The 18168-nt window shown below is 56.4% G+C and carries 13 protein-coding genes; 8 read left to right on the forward strand and 5 right to left on the reverse strand.

What is annotated here, in order from left to right; genetic code table 11:
- Window positions 1–210 precede the first annotated feature (210 nt).
- The gene (mdh, locus tag EH164_RS02295; RefSeq protein ID WP_042715833.1) at window positions 211–1149 is read left to right on the forward strand and encodes a malate dehydrogenase; all 939 of its coding nucleotides are present in this window, start codon (window positions 211–213) and stop codon (window positions 1147–1149) included.
- Window positions 1150–1200: 51 nt separating this feature from the next.
- On the opposite strand, the gene degS is transcribed toward mdh, so the two are convergent.
- The 3 genes from degS to zapG form a co-directional block, all read right to left on the reverse strand.
- The gene (gene degS / locus EH164_RS02300) at window positions 1201–2268 is read right to left on the reverse strand and encodes an outer membrane-stress sensor serine endopeptidase DegS (protein ID WP_124967169.1); all 1068 of its coding nucleotides are present in this window, start codon (window positions 2266–2268) and stop codon (window positions 1201–1203) included.
- Window positions 2269–2359: 91 nt separating this feature from the next.
- The gene (gene degQ / locus EH164_RS02305) at window positions 2360–3730 is read right to left on the reverse strand and encodes a serine endoprotease DegQ (protein ID WP_124967170.1); all 1371 of its coding nucleotides are present in this window, start codon (window positions 3728–3730) and stop codon (window positions 2360–2362) included.
- A gap of 171 nt (window positions 3731–3901) precedes the next feature.
- A complete protein-coding gene (zapG, locus tag EH164_RS02310) occupies window positions 3902–4300 on the reverse strand; it encodes a Z-ring associated protein ZapG (RefSeq protein WP_023480758.1) in 399 nt (132 codons plus the stop codon).
- A gap of 189 nt (window positions 4301–4489) precedes the next feature.
- Here zapG and zapE point away from each other — a divergent pair, with 189 nt between their 5' ends.
- From zapE to sspB, 5 genes are all read left to right on the forward strand, one after another.
- Window positions 4490–5614, forward strand: a complete 1125-nt coding sequence (zapE, locus tag EH164_RS02315; protein ID WP_124967171.1) for a cell division protein ZapE — start codon at window positions 4490–4492, stop codon at window positions 5612–5614.
- Window positions 5615–5862: 248 nt separating this feature from the next.
- Window positions 5863–6291 (forward strand): 50S ribosomal protein L13, encoded by a 429-nt coding sequence (gene rplM, locus EH164_RS02320; protein WP_023480976.1) that lies wholly within the window; start codon window positions 5863–5865, stop codon window positions 6289–6291.
- A gap of 15 nt (window positions 6292–6306) precedes the next feature.
- Window positions 6307–6699, forward strand: coding sequence for a 30S ribosomal protein S9 (gene rpsI, locus EH164_RS02325; protein WP_023480836.1), 393 nt, complete (start codon window positions 6307–6309; stop codon window positions 6697–6699).
- Window positions 6700–7008: 309 nt separating this feature from the next.
- On the forward strand, window positions 7009–7647 hold the full coding sequence (sspA, locus tag EH164_RS02335) for a stringent starvation protein SspA (RefSeq protein WP_023480809.1): 639 nt from the start codon (window positions 7009–7011) through the stop codon (window positions 7645–7647).
- 2 nt (window positions 7648–7649) lie between these two features.
- The gene (sspB, locus tag EH164_RS02340; protein ID WP_023481029.1) at window positions 7650–8153 is read left to right on the forward strand and encodes a ClpXP protease specificity-enhancing factor; all 504 of its coding nucleotides are present in this window, start codon (window positions 7650–7652) and stop codon (window positions 8151–8153) included.
- Between the two features lie 94 nt (window positions 8154–8247).
- Here sspB and EH164_RS02345 read toward each other — a convergent pair whose 3' ends face one another.
- Both EH164_RS02345 and gltB read right to left on the reverse strand, forming a co-directional pair.
- Entirely contained in the window at window positions 8248–9666 is a 1419-nt protein-coding gene (locus tag EH164_RS02345; protein ID WP_124967172.1) for a glutamate synthase small subunit, read from the reverse strand.
- A gap of 9 nt (window positions 9667–9675) precedes the next feature.
- Window positions 9676–14136 (reverse strand): glutamate synthase large subunit, encoded by a 4461-nt coding sequence (gene gltB, locus EH164_RS02350; RefSeq protein WP_124967173.1) that lies wholly within the window; start codon window positions 14134–14136, stop codon window positions 9676–9678.
- A gap of 667 nt (window positions 14137–14803) precedes the next feature.
- Here gltB and EH164_RS02355 point away from each other — a divergent pair.
- Both EH164_RS02355 and arcB read left to right on the forward strand, forming a co-directional pair.
- Window positions 14804–15730 (forward strand): TIGR01212 family radical SAM protein, encoded by a 927-nt coding sequence (locus EH164_RS02355; protein WP_124967174.1) that lies wholly within the window; start codon window positions 14804–14806, stop codon window positions 15728–15730.
- A gap of 100 nt (window positions 15731–15830) precedes the next feature.
- A complete protein-coding gene (arcB, locus tag EH164_RS02360) occupies window positions 15831–18167 on the forward strand; it encodes an aerobic respiration two-component sensor histidine kinase ArcB (RefSeq protein WP_124967175.1) in 2337 nt (778 codons plus the stop codon).
- Window position 18168: the final 1 nt, after the last annotated feature.

Raw genomic sequence — 18168 nt, forward strand, 5'->3', positions numbered from 1 at the left:
TTTTGGTGAATTCTACAGCTATATTATAAACTCGTTAAGTTAGTTGCTTAGCTTGCCGATCTGACGGTCGTATTTAACCCTTTTATAAAATCGCTACAGTGGGCTGTGCCGCGTTATTTTGGCGCACTTATTGTCATAATTAGCAGGGTGAATTAAGGTCGCCGCAGCGGAGTAACAATATATTTAGCTAACCATAATAAGGAGTTTAGGATGAAAGTCGCAGTCCTCGGCGCGGCCGGCGGTATCGGCCAGGCGCTTGCCCTACTACTGAAAACACAACTGCCTTCAGGTTCAGAACTCTCCCTCTACGACATCGCACCTGTCACTCCCGGTGTCGCTGTAGACCTCAGCCATATCCCGACCGATGTAAACATTAAAGGCTTCTCCGGTGAAGATGCGACGCCAGCGCTGGAAGGTGCCGACGTGGTGCTGATCTCCGCAGGGGTTGCGCGTAAGCCGGGTATGGATCGCTCCGACCTGTTTAACGTGAATGCCGGTATCGTGAAAAACCTGGTGGCGCAGGTGGCAAAAACCGCGCCGAAAGCCTGTATCGGTATCATTACCAACCCGGTCAACACCACCGTCGCGATTGCGGCTGAAGTGCTGAAAAAAGCGGGTGTCTATGACAAGAACAAACTGTTTGGCGTGACCACGCTGGACATCATTCGCTCCAATACTTTTGTTGCTGAGCTGAAAGGTAAAAAACCTGCCGAGATCGAAGTGCCGGTAATTGGCGGGCACTCTGGCGTGACGATCCTGCCGCTGCTGTCGCAGATCCCGGGCGTGACCTTCAGTGAGCAGGAAGTTGCCGACCTGACCAAACGTATTCAGAACGCGGGCACCGAAGTGGTGGAAGCGAAGGCGGGTGGCGGTTCTGCAACCCTCTCCATGGGCCAGGCGGCTGCACGCTTTGGTCTGTCGCTGGTTCGCGCCTTGCAGGGCGAGAGCGGCATCGTTGAGTGCGCCTATGTTGAAGGCGATGGCGAACATGCGCGTTTCTTCTCACAGCCGCTGCTGCTGGGCAAAAACGGCGTAGAAGAGCGCAAGGCGATTGGCCAGCTCAGCGCGTTTGAACAGCAGTCGCTGGAAGGCATGCTGGATACGCTGAAAAAAGATATCGAACTTGGTGTCGACTTCGTCAACCGCTAAGCGCGGCTGAAATGAGAAACCGGAGCCTGTGCTCCGGTTTTTTTATGGCCGTCAGTTGGTGGCCGGGTACTCCTGAATCGTGACGTGCAGCGTCAGCTTTTTGTCGTCGCGCATCACTTCAACCGGAATCTCTGAGCCAGGGCGGATCTCTGCTACCTGGTCCATGGTCTCCAGCGCGGATACCGCCGGTTTGCCGTTCACCGAGGTGATCACGTCATTGACCTGAATACCTGCGCGCGCCGCCGGGCCGTCTGGCGATACTTCATTAACCACAATGCCCTGAATCGGATCGATACCGGTGCCCTGAGCGTGCAGCGGGGCAATCTCGCGCCCGCCGATACCGATATAGCCACGGATCACCCGCCCGTCGCGGATAAGCTTATCCATAATCTTGGTGGCCAGCTGGAACGGAATGGCGAAACCAATCCCCTCCGGCGTCTCGCCGTCGTTACTCTTATCAAACGACAGGGTATTGATACCCATTAACTCGCCCAGCGAATTGACCAGCGCGCCGCCGGAGTTGCCGTGGTTAATGGAGGCATCGGTTTGCAGGAAGTTTTGTCGACCGCTGGGATTAAGGCCGATACGCCCGGTGGCGCTGATAATCCCCTGGGTGATGGTCTGCCCGAGGTTATAGGGGTTGCCGATCGCCAGCACCACATCGCCAATATGCGGCGTACGCTTGGCATTGATCGGGATCACCGGCAGCCCGGAGTTAGCGTTCACCTTCAGCACCGCCAGATCTGTCAGGCTATCTGAGCCAACCAGTAAGGCTTCAAAGACGCGTCCATCCTGCAGGGCAACGATAATCTGGTCCGCATCGTTGATCACATGCTTGTTGGTGATGATATAGCCGCGCTGATCCATGATAACGCCGGAGCCGAGGGTGCGGATTTCGAGGCGATCGTGCGTGGAGCTGTTCAGGCTACGGTTATAGACGTTGACCACTGCGGGCGCGGCGCGGCGCACGGCTGAATTATAGGACGCAGGCGTCTCATCGGCGCTGTCTAACTGATGCGTCGCGAGCGGGTTATTCTGACGTAGCGACGGCATGGCGGCGATAATCAGGCCACCGACGACAACACCGATTGCAATCGAACGTAAAAGCTTCACATACATGATGGGATAGTCGTTAAAAGAAGGACCGCAGCAGCATACCATGAGTTATCCGGACATCACACGCAGCGGTGATGCCCGGACGAGGAAAGGGTTAACGCAGCAGCAGATAGATGCTGTCGTTACCCCGCACAATGTGCAGCGCCATTATCGACGGTTTGGTCTCCAGCACTTTGCGCATCTCGGCGATGGACTGCACGCGCGTGCGGTTAACGCCGATGATCACATCATCTTTATGCAGACCCGCCTGCGCCGCCGAGCTGCCTTTCTCAACTTCACCGACCCGGATGCCTTTGGTGCCATCCTTCAACTGCCCGTCGCTCAACTCTGCGCCCTGCAATGCCGGGGAAATCAGCTCTGCGCTGGCGGAAGCGGAGGTGCTCTTATCCAGCGTCACTTCAACGTCGAGCGGTTTACCGTCGCGCAGCAGCCCAAGCTTCACTTTCGCGCCCGGTTCAGTCGTGGCGATGCGCGAGCGCAGCTCCGCGAAGCTGTTCAGGGCTTTACCATTAAGGCTGACAATCACATCCCCGGATTTAATTCCCGCTTTTGCCGAGCCGGAGTTGGGCAGCACTTCGCTGACAAACGCCCCGCGCTGCACATTCAGGTTAAAGGCTTTGGCGATATCCGCGCTCATCTCCGTGCCCTTAATACCGAGCAGGCCGCGCTTAATCTCACCAAACTGAATTAGCTGGTGGGAGAGGGTTTGCGCCATATTGCTGGGAATAGCAAAGCCGATGCCGACGCTGCCGCCGCCGGGGGCGAGAATGGCGGTATTAATGCCGATCAGCTCACCGTTGAGATTGAGCAGCGCGCCGCCGGAGTTGCCGCGGTTAATCGAAGCATCGGTCTGGATAAAATTCTCCAGCCCTTCGAGGTTAAGTCCGCTGCGACCGAGCGCTGAGACAATCCCGGACGTTGCGGTCTGCCCGAGGCCAAACGGGTTGCCGACCGCGACGACAAAATCACCGACGCGCAGCTTATCGGAGTCGGCAATGGCGATTTGCGTCAGGTTACTGGGGTTTTGCAGCTGTATTAGCGCGATGTCGCTCTGGTCATCGCCGCCGATCAGTTTGGCGTCGAATTCACGGCCATCATTAAGCTGCACGCTGATTTTTTGCGCCTGGTTGATGACGTGATTATTGGTCAGGACGTAGCCCTTGGCGGCATCAATAATTACCCCGGAACCCAGCCCTTCAAACGGCTGCGGCTGTTGCGGCTGGTCAGGCGCCTCATCACCGAAGAATTTTTTTAGCTCTTCCGGCACCTTCTGGCCCTGTACCGCCGTGCCTTCAACCTGCACGCTGACCACGGCGGGAAGCACTTTCTCTAGAACCGGCGCAAGACTGGGTAACGTCCCCTGGCCAGGCACCTGTGACGGCATCGCCGCCGTTGCCAACGGTGCCGAGAGAGATAAGCCGACACTTAACGCGATTGCACTCAACAGCTGGGTTTGTTTCTTCATCGATGCTGGCTCTCAGTAACCTGAAGTGGAAGGATAGATGCCCAAAACAGAGTGATGTTATTGAAATTTCAACCGGGTAACAATGCGAAGAATGACTAAATAATAGCTGGAATGGGGAAGTTGCGACGGGCGCGGGGGACGCGCCCGTATAAATAAGGAGGGTGAGAAGCCTTATTTGCGATTGGCGCGACCGCGCAGCAGGCCCGATGCGCCTTCAGAGTAGTCACGCGGGATCTGTACCGGGGCCTGATCGTTGTTCGCTTCAGACTCTGACAGACGGTTGCGGAACGGATTCTCTTCCGCGGACATTTCCGGCAGCAGGCTGGAGGAGCTCTTCGCCATATGTTGATAGAGCTGACGATAGTCGTCCGCCATGTTGTCGAGGAGTTCAGCGCTGCGGGCAAAGTGGCTCACCAGCTCTTCGCGGTACTCTTCCAGTTCTGCTTTGTTTTTTTCCAGTTCATACTGCAAGGCCTGCTGTTGACGCAATTTCCGGTTTCCGAAACGCATGCCCACGGCACCAATAATAATGCCGACAACTAACCCAATTAGCGCGTATTCCCAGGTCATGACTTCTCCCATTGTTGTTCGATTCCGTAGGGGGTGGGCTGCAAGCTTCTTGCCTGCGCCGGAGAGTGCCACTATAACCGCTAAAGGTGCAGAAGTGGAATCCTGACGCTGCATCGCGTAGTGTAGAGCGGCTTTTTTTTCGTCAACCCTGTGGGGGCGGATCGATTTTCAAGGAACAACAATAACACCATGCAAAGCCTTTCCCCGACATCGCGATATCTTACTGCCCTGAAAGAGGGTAGCCATCAGCCGGACGATGTGCAAAAAGAAGCTGTCACCCGACTGGATACGATCTATCAACAGTTGATTGCCGAACAGGAGCCCACGCAGCAGAGCGGAGGTCTGATGGCGAAATTCAGCAAGCTGCTGGGCAAACGCGACACTACGTCGCGCGAGCCGGTACGCGGCCTCTATATGTGGGGCGGCGTCGGTCGAGGCAAAACCTGGCTGATGGATCTCTTCTACCACAGCCTGCCGGGCGAGCGTAAACAGCGTCTGCACTTTCACCGCTTTATGCTGCGTGTGCATGAAGAGTTAACCACGCTGCAAGGACAGAGCGATCCGCTGGAGATTGTCGCCGACCGTTTTAAGGCGCAAACCGACGTGCTCTGTTTTGACGAATTTTTCGTTTCTGATATCACCGATGCGATGCTGCTTGGCGGATTAATGAAGGCACTTTTCGCGCGCGGCATCACGCTGGTGGCGACATCGAACATTCCCCCGGACGAGCTCTATCGCAATGGCTTACAGCGCGCCCGTTTTCTGCCCGCCATTGAGGCGATCAAACAGTTTTGCGATGTAATGAATGTCGACGCCGGCATCGATTACCGCTTACGCACGCTGACCCAGGCCCATCTGTGGCTGTCACCGCTTGGTGAAGAGACCGCGCAGCAAATGGATAAACTGTGGCTGGCGCTGGCGGGCGCACCGCGCAGCCATGCGCCGGAGCTGGAGATTAACCACCGGCCGCTGGCGACGCTTGGCGTGGAGAATCAAACCTTAGCCGTCTCCTTCGCCACATTATGTGTTGATGCGCGCAGCCAGCATGATTACATCGCGCTGTCGCGCCTTTTCCACACCGTGATGCTGTTTGAGGTGCCGGTGATGACGAAGCTGATGGAGAACGAAGCGCGCCGCTTTATTGCGCTGGTGGATGAATTTTATGAGCGCCACGTGAAGCTGGTGGTGAGTGCCGCCGCGCCCATGCATGAGATTTATCAGGGCGAGCGGGTGAAGTTTGAGTTTCAGCGCTGTTTATCGCGCCTGCAGGAGATGCAGAGCGAGGAGTATCTGAAACGCGAGCATATGCCGTGATCCTTTTTTCATTGCCATCTGGCGCAGAAATCCAACAGCAAAAGACGAAAAGGGGTCGATCTTTGACCCCGACTTCTCTATAATCCTGCGACCCCACGTTACGGGAAAGTTTTTTTTCCCCAAAACTTTCTATGCGCCGGCATAGGCTATTCGAAGGGGTAGGTTTGCCGGACTTTGTCGTGTGAACCTCAACTGACAAACGTTTGGGTGTTCACCAACGTGAAACTAATTATTTGGGTAAGCTTTTAATGAAAACTTTTACAGCTAAACCAGAAACCGTAAAACGCGACTGGTATGTTGTTGACGCGACCGGTAAAACTCTGGGTCGTCTGGCTACCGAACTGGCTCGTCGCCTGCGCGGTAAGCACAAAGCGGAATACACTCCGCACGTTGATACTGGTGATTACATCATCGTTCTGAACGCTGAGAAAGTTGCTGTAACCGGCAACAAGCGTGAAGACAAAGTGTATTACCACCACACTGGCCACATCGGTGGTATCAAACAAGCGACCTTTGAAGAGATGATTGCCCGCCGTCCTGAGCGTGTGATTGAAATCGCGGTTAAAGGCATGCTGCCAAAAGGCCCGCTGGGTCGTGCTATGTACCGTAAACTGAAAGTTTACGCTGGCAACGAGCACAACCACGCGGCACAGCAACCGCAAGTTCTTGACATCTAATCGGGATTATAGGCAATGGCTGAAAATCAATACTACGGCACTGGTCGCCGCAAAAGCTCCGCCGCTCGCGTGTTTATCAAACCGGGCAACGGTAAAATCGTAATCAACCAGCGTTCGCTGGAACAGTACTTTGGTCGTGAAACTGCCCGCATGGTAGTTCGTCAGCCGCTGGAACTGGTCGACATGGTTGAGAAATTGGACCTGTACATCACCGTTAAAGGTGGTGGTATCTCCGGTCAGGCTGGTGCGATCCGTCACGGTATCACCCGCGCTCTGATGGAGTACGACGAGTCCCTGCGCGCTGAACTGCGTAAAGCTGGCTTCGTTACTCGTGACGCTCGTCAGGTTGAACGTAAGAAAGTCGGTCTGCGTAAAGCACGTCGTCGTCCGCAGTTCTCCAAACGTTAATTGTCTTCTGCTTCGGCAGAACGATTGGCGAAAAACCCGGTGCAAGCCGGGTTTTTTTATGGATAAAAATTGTATTATCCACAGCAATCAGTCGCTTATCTCCTCTTTTTCAGCATTTCCGGAATCCCCTCACCACAAAGCGCGCAAAATCTGGTAAACTATCATCCAATTTTCTGCCCAAATGGCTGGGATTGTTCGTTTTTTGTTTGTTTTTTGAACAAGAGAGACAGTACGCGCGGGTAGCTAACTAACATCTGACCGGTCGAGTTAGTCCGGTAGCAGTATTTCTGAATATACCTGGAGGTTTTCATGGCTGTCGCTGCCAACAAACGTTCGGTAATGACGCTGTTTTCTGGTCCTGTGGACATCTATAGTCATCAGGTCCGCATCGTGCTGGCCGAGAAGGGTGTCAGCTTTGAAATTGAGCACGTGGAAAAGGATAATCCTCCTCAGGATCTGATTGACCTCAACCCGAGTCAAAGCGTACCGACACTTGTAGATCGTGAACTCACCCTGTGGGAATCACGCATCATTATGGAATATCTGGACGAGCGTTTTCCGCACCCGCCATTAATGCCGGTTTATCCGGTGGCGCGCGGTGAAAGCCGTCTCTACATGCACCGCATCGAGAAAGACTGGTACTCGCTGATGAACGTCATCGAGAACAACAGCGGTGCGCAGGCCGATGCCGCCCGTAAACAGCTGCGTGAAGAGCTGCTGGCGATTGGCCCGCTGTTTACCCAGAAGCCTTACTTCCTGAATGACGAATTCAGCCTGGTTGACTGCTACCTCGCGCCGCTGCTGTGGCGTCTGCCGGTACTGGGCATCGAGCTGAGCGGCACAGGCGCGAAAGAGCTGAAAGGGTACATGACCCGCGTCTTCGAACGTGATTCATTCCTTGCCTCTCTGACAGAAGCCGAGCGCGAAATGCGCCTTGGTCGGGGTTAATCATGGATTTGTCGCAACTGTCTCCACGCCGCCCGTATTTGCTACGGGCCTTTTACGAATGGCTGCTGGATAACCAGCTGACGCCGCATCTGGTTGTTGATGTGACGTTGCCGGGCGTACGCGTGCCGATGGAGTATGCGCGTGACGGCCAGATCGTGTTAAACATCGCACCGCGTGCGGTGGGCAACCTGGAGCTGGGCAACGACGAAGTGCGCTTCAACGCGCGTTTCGGCGGTGTGCCGCGCCAGGTGGAAGTGCCGATGGCTGCCGTACTGGCCGTCTATGCCCGTGAAAACGGTGCCGGCACCATGTTTGAGCCAGAAACCGCCTACGACGAAGAGCTCGTTAGTCTCAACGATGATGGTGAGATGCCCGAGCAGGAGAACGAGACGGTGATGTCGGTTATCGACGGTGATAAACCCGATCATGCAGTGGATCAGGATAACGATCCGGACGACGATCCGCCGCCGCGCGGTGGGCGTCCATCACTGCGTGTGGTGAAATAACCTGAGAAAAGCAGAACCCCGGTTCTGCTTTTTTATTGCCCGCAGAATATGAAAAAGGAGGCCGCAGCCTCCTTTTTTTATCGTCGTCGCAAGATCACACTTCGAGATAGTTGAGGATGCCGTCTGCGGCTTTACGCCCTTCGGCAATCGCTGTCACCACCAGGTCGGAACCGCGAACGATATCGCCACCGGCGAAGATTTTCGGGTTGCTGGTCTGGAACGCGTTATCGCTCCCTTCCGGGGCAATCACGCGGCCCTGCGAATCGAGCTCAACGCTGTGCTTCGCCAGCCACTCCATGCTGTGCGGGCGGAAACCAAACGCCATTACCACCGCATCAGCCGGAACAACGTGCTCGGAGCCAGCAACGATCTCGGCGCGGCGACGGCCTTTCTCATCCGGTGCGCCCATTTCGGTGCGCGCCATCTTCACGCCGCTCACTTTACCGTTGGCATTCACTTCAATCCCCAGCGGCTGCACGTTGAACTGGAACTCAACGCCCTCTTCACGCGCGTTTTTCACTTCGCGACGTGAGCCAGGCATGTTCTCTTCGTCACGACGATAGGCGCAGATTACGTGAGTTGCACCCTGGCGCACCGAGGTACGCACGCAGTCCATCGCGGTATCGCCCCCGCCCAGCACTACGACGCGTTTGCCTTCCATACTGATATAGGGTTCTGACGGCGTTTCGCCATAGCCCATGATCTGCTTGGTGTTAGCAATCAGGAACGGCAGCGCATCAAACACGCCCTGCGCATCTTCATTCTCGAGACCGCCACGCATCGACTGATAGGTGCCGACGCCCAGGAACACGGCATCGTACTCTTTCAGCAGATCGTCAATCTGCACATCGCGACCCACTTCGGTGTTGAGCTGGAACTCAATACCCATGCCGGTAAAGATCTCACGGCGACGCGTCATCACCTCTTTTTCCAGCTTGAAGGCCGGAATACCAAAGGTCAGCAGGCCGCCAATCTCCGGATGACGGTCATAGACCACCGCTTTCACGCCGTTACGGGTCAGCACATCGGCACACGCCAGACCAGCCGGACCCGCGCCGATAATCGCTACGCGTTTGTCGGTCTGCTTCACGCCGGTCAAATCGGGACGCCAGCCCATCTCGAAGGCTTTATCGTTGATATAGCGCTCGATATTGCCAATAGTCACCGCGCCAAACTCATCGTTCAGCGTACAGGAACCTTCACACAGGCGATCCTGCGGGCAGACGCGCCCGCACACTTCCGGCAGCGTATTGGTCTGGTGCGACAGCTCTGCCGCCTCAAAAATACGCCCCTCATTTGCCAGCTTCAGCCAGTTCGGAATGTAGTTATGAACCGGGCACTTCCACTCGCAGTAGGGGTTGCCGCAGGCGAGACAGCGGTCAGCCTGCGCTTTCGCTTGCCCTTCCGAGAAGGGCTCGTAGATCTCGACAAAGGCAATCTTACGCAGCTTCAGCGGTTTCTTTGCCGGATCGACGCGCTGTAAGTCGATAAATTGGTAAACGTTCTGACTCATCTCAATTCCTTACTGCGCCTGCACGCGCAACTCTGCCGCGCTACGACTACGGTGACCCAACAGCGCTTTCACATCGCTGGACTTCGGCTTAACCAGGGCAAATTTGGCGGCAAATGTCGGCCAGTTGGCCAGCATCTCTTCACCGCGCTGCGAGCCGGTGTGCTGTACATGCTCGGTAATCAACCCGCGCAGATGCTCTTCGTGGATCGCCAGATCGTCGACGCTCAGCACTTCTACCAGCTCCGGGTTCACGCGCTTGCGGAACTCGCCATCTTCATCCAGCACGTAGGCGAAGCCGCCGGTCATGCCTGCGCCAAAGTTGACGCCAGTTTTACCGAGTACGCAGACGATACCGCCCGTCATATATTCACAGCCGTTGTCGCCAATGCCTTCAACCACGGTGATTGCACCGGAGTTACGCACGGCGAAACGCTCGCCCGCGCGGCCTGCGGCGTACAGACGACCGCCGGTTGCGCCATACAGACAGGTGTTACCGATAATGCTCGCTTCGTGGCTACGGAACGCCGAACCGACCGGCGGACGTACCGCCAGCAGCCCGCCCGCCATGCCTTTACCGACATAGTCGTTGGCATCGCCGGTGAGGTAAAGCTCAACGCCGCCCGCGTTCCAGACGCCGAAGCTCTGGCCTGCGGTACCGCTGAAGTAAGCCTTAATCGGATCCGATGCCAGGCCCTGATCGCCATGGGTCTGGGCGATATAACCCGAGAGCAGCGCGCCCACGGAGCGGTCAGTGTTGCGGATATCAAACCAGAAGGTTTTGCTCTGGCGCTCATCAACAAACGGTTTCGCCTGCTGCAACAGCTGGGCATTGAGCACGCCATTGTCGAACGGCGGGTTGCTCTCGGTGCAGTAGAGCGCTTTACCGGCGTGCGGTTCAGCGGTCTCCAGCAGTTTGGAGAGATCCAGCTTCTGCTGACGCGCGGTAAAGCCATCAAGCTCTTTCAGTAGATCGGTGCGGCCAATCAGATCCACCAGGCGTTTCACGCCTAACTGCGCCATCAGCTCGCGGGTTTCACGGGCGATAAATTCAAAGTAGTTGGTCACTTTGAACGGCAGGCCGTGGTAGTGATTCTTACGCAGCTTCTCATCCTGGGTTGCAACACCGGTCGCGCAGTTGTTGAGGTGACAAATACGCAGGTATTTACAGCCCAGCGCCACCATCGGGCCGGTACCGAAGCCGAAGCTCTCTGCACCCAGAATCGCCGCTTTGATAATGTCCTGGCCGGTTTTCAGGCCGCCATCGACCTGCAAGCGAATCTTATGACGCAGACCGTTCGCCACCAGCGCTTGCTGAGTTTCCACCAGGCCAAGCTCCCACGGGCAGCCCGCATATTTTACGGAGGAGAGCGGGCTTGCGCCGGTACCGCCGTCGTAACCGGCAATGGTGATCAGATCGGCATAGGCTTTCGCCACGCCGGTCGCGATGGTGCCAACACCCGGTTCGGAGACCAGTTTGACGGAGATCAGCGCCTTCGGGTTGACCTGTTTCAGGTCGAAAATCAGCTGCGCCAGATCTTCGATCGAGTAGATATCGTGGTGCGGCGGCGGCGAAATCAGCGTCACGCCCGGGACGGAGTAACGCAATTTGGCGATGTACGGGGTCACTTTATCCCCCGGCAACTGACCGCCTTCGCCCGGCTTCGCGCCCTGCGCCACTTTGATCTGGATAACATCGGCGTTCACCAGGTAGGCCGGGGTTACGCCAAAGCGACCGGAAGCGACCTGTTTGATGCGCGACACTTTGTTGGTGCCGTAGCGCGCCGGATCTTCGCCGCCTTCGCCGGAGTTGGAGAAGCCGCCGAGGCTGTTCATCGCTTCCGCCAGCGCTTCGTGTGCTTCCGGGCTGAGCGCGCCGATAGACATCGCCGCCGTATCGAAGCGTTTAAACAGCTCTGTCGCCGGTTCAACGTCGTTAAGGCTTACCGCGTCACTGCCTGGCATGATGGCCAGCAGGTCGCGCAGCGTTGCCGCCGGGCGCTCGTTAACCAGCTTTGCGTACTGCTGATAATCGCTGTAGTCGCCGCTCTCAACCGCTTTTTGCAGCGTGCGCACCACGTCCGGGTTGTAAGCGTGGTATTCGCCGCCGTGAACGTACTTCAGCAAGCCGCCTTGCTCCAGCGGTTTGCGCGCCAGCCAGGCACGTTTGGAGAGGTTCAACAGATCCTGCTGGAAGTCCGGGAAGCTGGCACCGCCGATACGGCTGACCACGCCCTGGAAGCAGAGCTCGGTGACATCATCGTGCAGGCCAACCGCTTCAAACAGTTTTGAGCAGCGGTAAGAGGCGATAGTCGAGATGCCCATTTTGGACATGATCTTGTACAGCCCTTTGTTGATGCCGTTGCGGTAGTTCAGCATCACCGTGCGGTAATTCTTCTCAATCGCTTTGCTGTCGATAAGTTTCGCCAGCGTCTCATACGCCAGGTAGGGGTAGATCGCCGTCGCGCCGAAGCCCAGCAGCACCGCAAAGTGGTGCGGATCGCGGGCGCTGGCGGTTTCAACAATGATGTTGGCGTCACAGCGCAGGTTCTTATCCACCAGGCGCGCCTGAATCGCACCAACTGCCATTGGCGCCGGAACCGGCAGGCGGTTTTTGGCAATATTGCGATCGGAGAGTACCAGCAGAACGGTGCCTGCTTGCACCATCGCTTCCGCTTTGTCGCACAGCGCTTTAATAGTCTCTTCCAGCGTCGTTGCCGTGGCGTCGAAGGTGATATCGAGCGTATCCGCGCGATAGTGCTCCTCGGTCATGGTGGTGAGCTGTTTGAAATCGGAGTAGAGCAGAATCGGCGATTTGAAGCTCAGGCGGTGCGCCTGGCCTTCCGCTTCGCAGAAGACGTTCATTTCACGGCCGATGCTGGTCGCCAGCGACATCACATGCGCTTCGCGCAGCGGATCGATAGGCGGGTTGGTCACCTGCGCAAACTGCTGACGGAAGTAGTCATAAATGATGCGCGGCTGGCTGGAGAGCACGGCGAACGGCGTATCATCGCCCATCGAGCCGACCGCTTCCTGGCCGTTTTCGCCCAGCACGCGGATCACCGAGTCCAGCTCTTCAAAGCTGTAGTTAAACTGTTTCTGGTAGCTGGTGAGCAGATCGTCATCCATCTCGCGGATGCCGACTTCGTCGTCGGAGAGATCTTCAAACGGCACCAGGCGGCGGACGTTTTTCTCCATCCACTCTTTATACGGGTGGCGGCTTTTCAGATCGTCATCGGTCTCGGCGGAGTGCAGAATGCGCCCGCCGCGGGTATCGATAACCATCAGCTCGCCCGGCCCAACGCGGCCTTTCTCGACTACTTCATCCGGCTGGTAATCCCAGATGCCCACTTCAGAAGCGCAGGTGATGAGCTTATCTTTGGTGATGACGTAGCGCGCCGGACGCAGACCGTTACGGTCGAGGTTACAGGCGGCAAAGCGCCCATCGGACATGACGATGCCCGCCGGGCCGTCCCATGGCTCCATATGCATGGAGTTAAAGTCGAAGAAGCTGCGCAGATCCGGATCCATCTCCGGGTTATTCTGCCAGGCTGGCGGCACCAGTAAGCGCATGGCGCGCACGATATCCATCCCGCCCGCTAACAGCAGTTCCAGCATGTTATCCATCGAGCTGGAGTCAGAGCCGGTTTCGTTCACGAACGGCGCGGCATCATGCAGATCGGGGATCAGCGGCGTCTGGAATTTGTAGGTACGCGCGCGCGCCCACTGGCGGTTACCGGTAATGGTGTTGATTTCACCGTTGTGCGCCAGGTAGCGGAAAGGCTGCGCCAGCGGCCAGCGCGGCACGGTGTTGGTGGAGAAGCGCTGGTGGAAGAGGCAGATGGCCGATTCCAGACGCAGATCCGCCAGGTCTAAATAGAAGCGCGGCAGATCCGCCGGCATACAGAGACCTTTATAGATGTTAACGAGGTTAGAGAGGCTACAGACGTAGAACTCTTTATCCTCCTGTAAACGCTTTTCAATGCGGCGGCGGGCAATAAAGAGACGGCGCTCCATATCGCGCGGACGCCAGCCGGCCGGGGCGTTAACGAAAACTTGCTCAATACGAGGCAGTGAGGAGAGGGCAATTTCACCGAGTACGCCTTCGTTGGTCGGCACATCGCGCCAGCCAACGAGCGAGAGAGTCTCACGCTGAAGTTCTTCTTCTACAACACGACGCGATGCAGCGGCTTTTTCCGGATCCTGATTGAGGAACAGCATGCCGACGGCGTAGTTTTTAGCTAAGCGCCAGCCGCGCTCTTCGGCGACGATGCGGAAGAAACGGTCAGGTTTTTGCAACAGCAGGCCGCAACCGTCGCCGGTTTTACCATCGGCAAGGATCGCGCCGCGGTGCTGCATGCGGGCCAGTGCGTGAATAGCGGTACGCACTACCTTGTGGCTAGGTTCGCCTTCTATGTGGGCGATCAGGCCGAAACCACAGTTATCTCTCTCAAGAGATTTATCGTACAACATATCAGTGAACCTCCCCAGGCTCTGCGAGAGCCCTCCCGATCGTTACGCACAGGCGCAGAAAGAGCATGGCGACGGGGCAATGGCCTCGTATGTCGCCCTCTTCATTTCCTTTTCGCATCGATTCACAAGTGTTGAGGACTTGCTTAAGAGGGAATCTCAATTACTGCATAAATATGATGAGCAGACTGCTCATCCAGAAAGCTTCCAGCGGATTTCCAACTTATCGGGAATCCGCACACAGGTCAAATGCCGAGCTTATTTATCCAAAAATGTGCTAACACGCATTCATCTAATTGATTTAAAAGGATGTTTAATCAGTTTTACATTCAGTTATGGCAGCATAATGCAGGGGGAGAGTGTGATCTGACTCACTATAGTAATGCGCTGTTTCCGCTCTTCTGTTCTGACCTGACTTTTATTAGCAGATTATTATCCTGCTTGTGTGGCTAGCGCCGCATAATCCCACTGTTTTTAAGGTAGAGACCTATTTCTGCAAATTTACCTTTCAGCATAAGGAAAAGTAATCGCGCGGAGGATGAATGAAATAGCGGTTATGTTGACTGATTATGCAATGGATAAAGCCTTCCCGGGCGATTGATCCAGGTCATCGCCGATGAAAGCTAATAGTGGCAGGCTACGCCCTTTGATTTGGGCGGCCTTTCAGATTATGCAGTTACAGAAATTAGTCAATATGTTTGGTGGGGATCTTGCCCGGCGCTACGGCGAAAAAGTTCATAAGCTGACCCTGCATGGCGGCTTTAGCTGCCCAAACCGCGATGGCACGCTGGGCCGCGGCGGCTGCACTTTCTGTAACGTTGCCTCGTTTGCCGATGAGGCGCAGCAGTATCGTTCAATTGCGTTGCAGCTTGCCGAACAGGCGCAGCGCGTTAACCGCGCCCGGCGCTATCTCGCCTATTTTCAGGCCTATACCAGTACCTGGGCGGAAGTGCAGGTGCTGCGCGAGATGTACCAGCAGGCGCTGAGTCAGGCCAATATGGTTGGGTTGTGCGTCGGAACGCGTCCCGACTGCGTGCCGGATGCGGTGCTGGATCTGCTGTGCGAATACCGCCAGCAGGGCTTTGAAGTATGGCTGGAGCTGGGGCTACAAACCGCGCACTATAAAACCCTGCACCGCATCAATCGCGGCCACGATTTCGCCTGTTACCAACATACCGCGCGGCTCGCCCGGGAGCGCGGCCTGAAGGTCTGTACCCATCTGATTGCTGGCCTGCCGGGCGAGCGGTTGCCGGATTGCATGGCGACGCTTGAGCGCGTGGTCGAAACCGGCGTCGACGGCATCAAGCTGCACCCACTGCATATTGTGAAAGGAAGCATTATGGCAAAGGCCTGGGAAGCGGGGCGTCTGAACGCCATCGGGCTTGAAGAGTACACCGTCATTGCTGGCGAGATGATCCGCCACACGCCGCCAGAGGTAATCTACCACCGCGTTTCTGCAAGCGCCCGTCGTCCCACTCTGCTGGCGCCGCTGTGGTGCGAAAATCGCTGGACCGGCATGGTCGAACTCAACACCTACCTTAATGCACACGGCGGCCAGGGTTCGGCGCTCGGTCGCTGCTGGACGCCGCCCGCCTGAACCTGGGTCAACCACACATTATTGCCGCATTTTTCGCACAAGCTTCAACGCCTTGCTCAGAATTGAGTATTATTGAGCGGACTTGTTTAAGGAAAACGCTATGAAGCAAATCCGTTTACTGGCGCAATATTACGTCGACCTGATGATGAAGCTGGGTCTGGTGCGCTTTTCCATGCTGTTGGCGCTGGCGCTGGTGGTGCTGGCCATCGTGGTGCAAATGGCGGTCACGATGGTGTTGCAGGGGCAGGTTGAGCGTATTGACGTGATCCGCTCTATCTTCTTTGGTCTGTTGATCACCCCCTGGGCGGTCTACTTCTTATCGGTAGTGGTTGAGCAACTTGAGGAGTCACGCCAGCGCTTATCGCGGCTGGTGGAGAAGCTGGAAGAGATGCGCGAGCGCGATCTTAAGCTCAACGTGAAGCTTAAAGACAACATCATGCAGCTTAACCAGGAGATCAGCGATCGCGAAAAAGCCGAGGCGGAACGACAGGCAACCTTTGAGCGGCTGAAGATTGAGATGCAGGAGCGTGAGCAGACGCAGATCCAGCTCGAACAGCAATCCTCTTTCCTGCGCTCTTTCCTTGATGCTTCCCCCGATCTGGTCTTCTATCGCAATGAAGATAAAGAGTTTTCTGGCTGCAACCGCGCTATGGAGCTGCTCACCGGCAAAAGCGAAAAGCAGCTGATTCACCTCAAGCCGCAGGATGTCTACTCGCCGGAAGCGGCGCAAAAAGTGATTGAGACCGACGAGAAAGTGTTTCGTCACAACGTCTCGCTCACCTATGAGCAGTGGCTGGATTATCCCGACGGGCGCAAAGCCTGCTTCGAAATCCGCAAAGTTCCCTATTATGACCGCGTTGGTAAACGCCACGGGCTGATGGGCTTCGGGCGCGATATTACCGAGCGTAAGCGCTATCAGGATGCGCTGGAGCGCGCCAGCCGCGACAAGACTACCTTTATCTCTACCATCAGCCACGAACTGCGCACGCCGCTTAATGGCATTGTCGGTTTAAGCCGCATTTTGCTGGATACCGATCTTGCGCCGGAACAGGAGAAGTACCTCAAAACCATCCATGTCTCTGCGGTGACGCTGGGCAATATCTTCAACGATATTATCGACATGGATAAGATGGAGCGGCGCAAAGTACAACTCGATAACCAGCCGCTCGACTTCACCAGTTTCCTGGCGGATCTGGAGAACCTCTCCGGGCTGCAGGCGCATCAAAAAGGGCTGCGTTTCGAACTCGAGCCGACGCTGCCGCTGCCGCACCAGGTCATCACCGACGGCACCCGTTTGCGGCAGATCCTCTGGAACCTTATCAGCAACGCCGTGAAATTTACCCGCGAAGGGCAGGTGACGGTGCGCGTGCGCTACGATGAAGGTGAGATTCTGCATTTTGAAGTCCAGGACTCCGGGATCGGTATTCCGCGCGATGAGCAGGACAAAATCTTCGCCATGTATTACCAGGTAAAAGATAGCCACGGCGGCAAACCGGCCACCGGCACCGGCATCGGGCTTGCGGTTTCACGCCGTCTGGCGAAAAGCATGGGCGGCGATATTACCGTCAGCAGCCAGCCTGGCAACGGCTCGCTCTTTACATTGACCGTTCATGCTCCTGCGGTGGCGGAAGAGGTTGACGACGCCTTCGAAGAGGATGAGATGCCCTTACCGGCGCTGCATGTGCTGCTGGTAGAAGATATTGAACTCAACGTGATTGTCGCGCGCTCGGTGCTGGAGAAACTCGGCAACAGCGTCGATGTGGCGATGACCGGCGGTGCCGCGCTGGAGATGTTCGCCCCGGGCGAATATGACCTGGTACTGCTTGATATTCAGTTGCCGGATATGACCGGGCTGGATATCTCGCGCGCGCTGACCAGCCGCTATTCGCGCGAAGAACTGCCGCCGCTGGTGGCGCTGACCGCAAACGTGCTGAAAGATAAGCAGGAGTATCTGGATGCCGGCATGGATGATGTCTTAAGCAAACCGCTGGCGGTGCCAGCATTAACGGCGATGATCAAGAAGTTTTGGGACGCCGGAGATGAGGAGGAGGAACAGGTGGCAACGATAGACAACGAAAAAGCGCAAACTCTGCTGGATACCGCCATGCTTGAGCAGTATCTCGAGCTGGTTGGGCCGAAGCTGATTACCGATGGGCTGGCGGTGTTTGAGAAGATGATGCCAGGCTACCTGAGCGTGCTGGAGTCGAACCTCACCGCGCGCGACCAGAAAGGGATTGTCGAAGAGGGGCACAAAATTAAGGGCGCTGCCGGATCCGTCGGCCTGCGCCATCTGCAGCAGTTAGGCCAGCAGATCCAGTCCCCGGATCTTCCCGCCTGGTGGGATAATGTCGGCGAATGGGTGGAAGAGATGAAGCAGGAGTGGCGCAATGATGTCGCCGTGCTCAAAGCCTGGGTGGCAGACGCTGCAAAAAAATGAC

Source organism: Kosakonia sp. CCTCC M2018092, from assembly GCF_003864115.1.
GTDB lineage: Bacteria > Pseudomonadota > Gammaproteobacteria > Enterobacterales > Enterobacteriaceae > Kosakonia > Kosakonia cowanii.

Coding starts and splice junctions, on each gene's coding strand:
- mdh (WP_042715833.1), top strand. CDS start 211: ATGAAAGTCGCAGTCCTCGGCGCGGCCGGCGGTATCGGCCAGGCGCTT.
- degS (WP_124967169.1), bottom strand. CDS start 2,268: ATGTATGTGAAGCTTTTACGTTCGATTGCAATCGGTGTTGTCGTCGGT.
- degQ (WP_124967170.1), bottom strand. CDS start 3,730: ATGAAGAAACAAACCCAGCTGTTGAGTGCAATCGCGTTAAGTGTCGGC.
- zapG (WP_023480758.1), bottom strand. CDS start 4,300: ATGACCTGGGAATACGCGCTAATTGGGTTAGTTGTCGGCATTATTATT.
- zapE (WP_124967171.1), top strand. CDS start 4,490: ATGCAAAGCCTTTCCCCGACATCGCGATATCTTACTGCCCTGAAAGAG.
- rplM (WP_023480976.1), top strand. CDS start 5,863: ATGAAAACTTTTACAGCTAAACCAGAAACCGTAAAACGCGACTGGTAT.
- rpsI (WP_023480836.1), top strand. CDS start 6,307: ATGGCTGAAAATCAATACTACGGCACTGGTCGCCGCAAAAGCTCCGCC.
- sspA (WP_023480809.1), top strand. CDS start 7,009: ATGGCTGTCGCTGCCAACAAACGTTCGGTAATGACGCTGTTTTCTGGT.
- sspB (WP_023481029.1), top strand. CDS start 7,650: ATGGATTTGTCGCAACTGTCTCCACGCCGCCCGTATTTGCTACGGGCC.
- EH164_RS02345 (WP_124967172.1), bottom strand. CDS start 9,666: ATGAGTCAGAACGTTTACCAATTTATCGACTTACAGCGCGTCGATCCG.
- gltB (WP_124967173.1), bottom strand. CDS start 14,136: ATGTTGTACGATAAATCTCTTGAGAGAGATAACTGTGGTTTCGGCCTG.
- EH164_RS02355 (WP_124967174.1), top strand. CDS start 14,804: ATGCAGTTACAGAAATTAGTCAATATGTTTGGTGGGGATCTTGCCCGG.
- arcB (WP_124967175.1), top strand. CDS start 15,831: ATGAAGCAAATCCGTTTACTGGCGCAATATTACGTCGACCTGATGATG.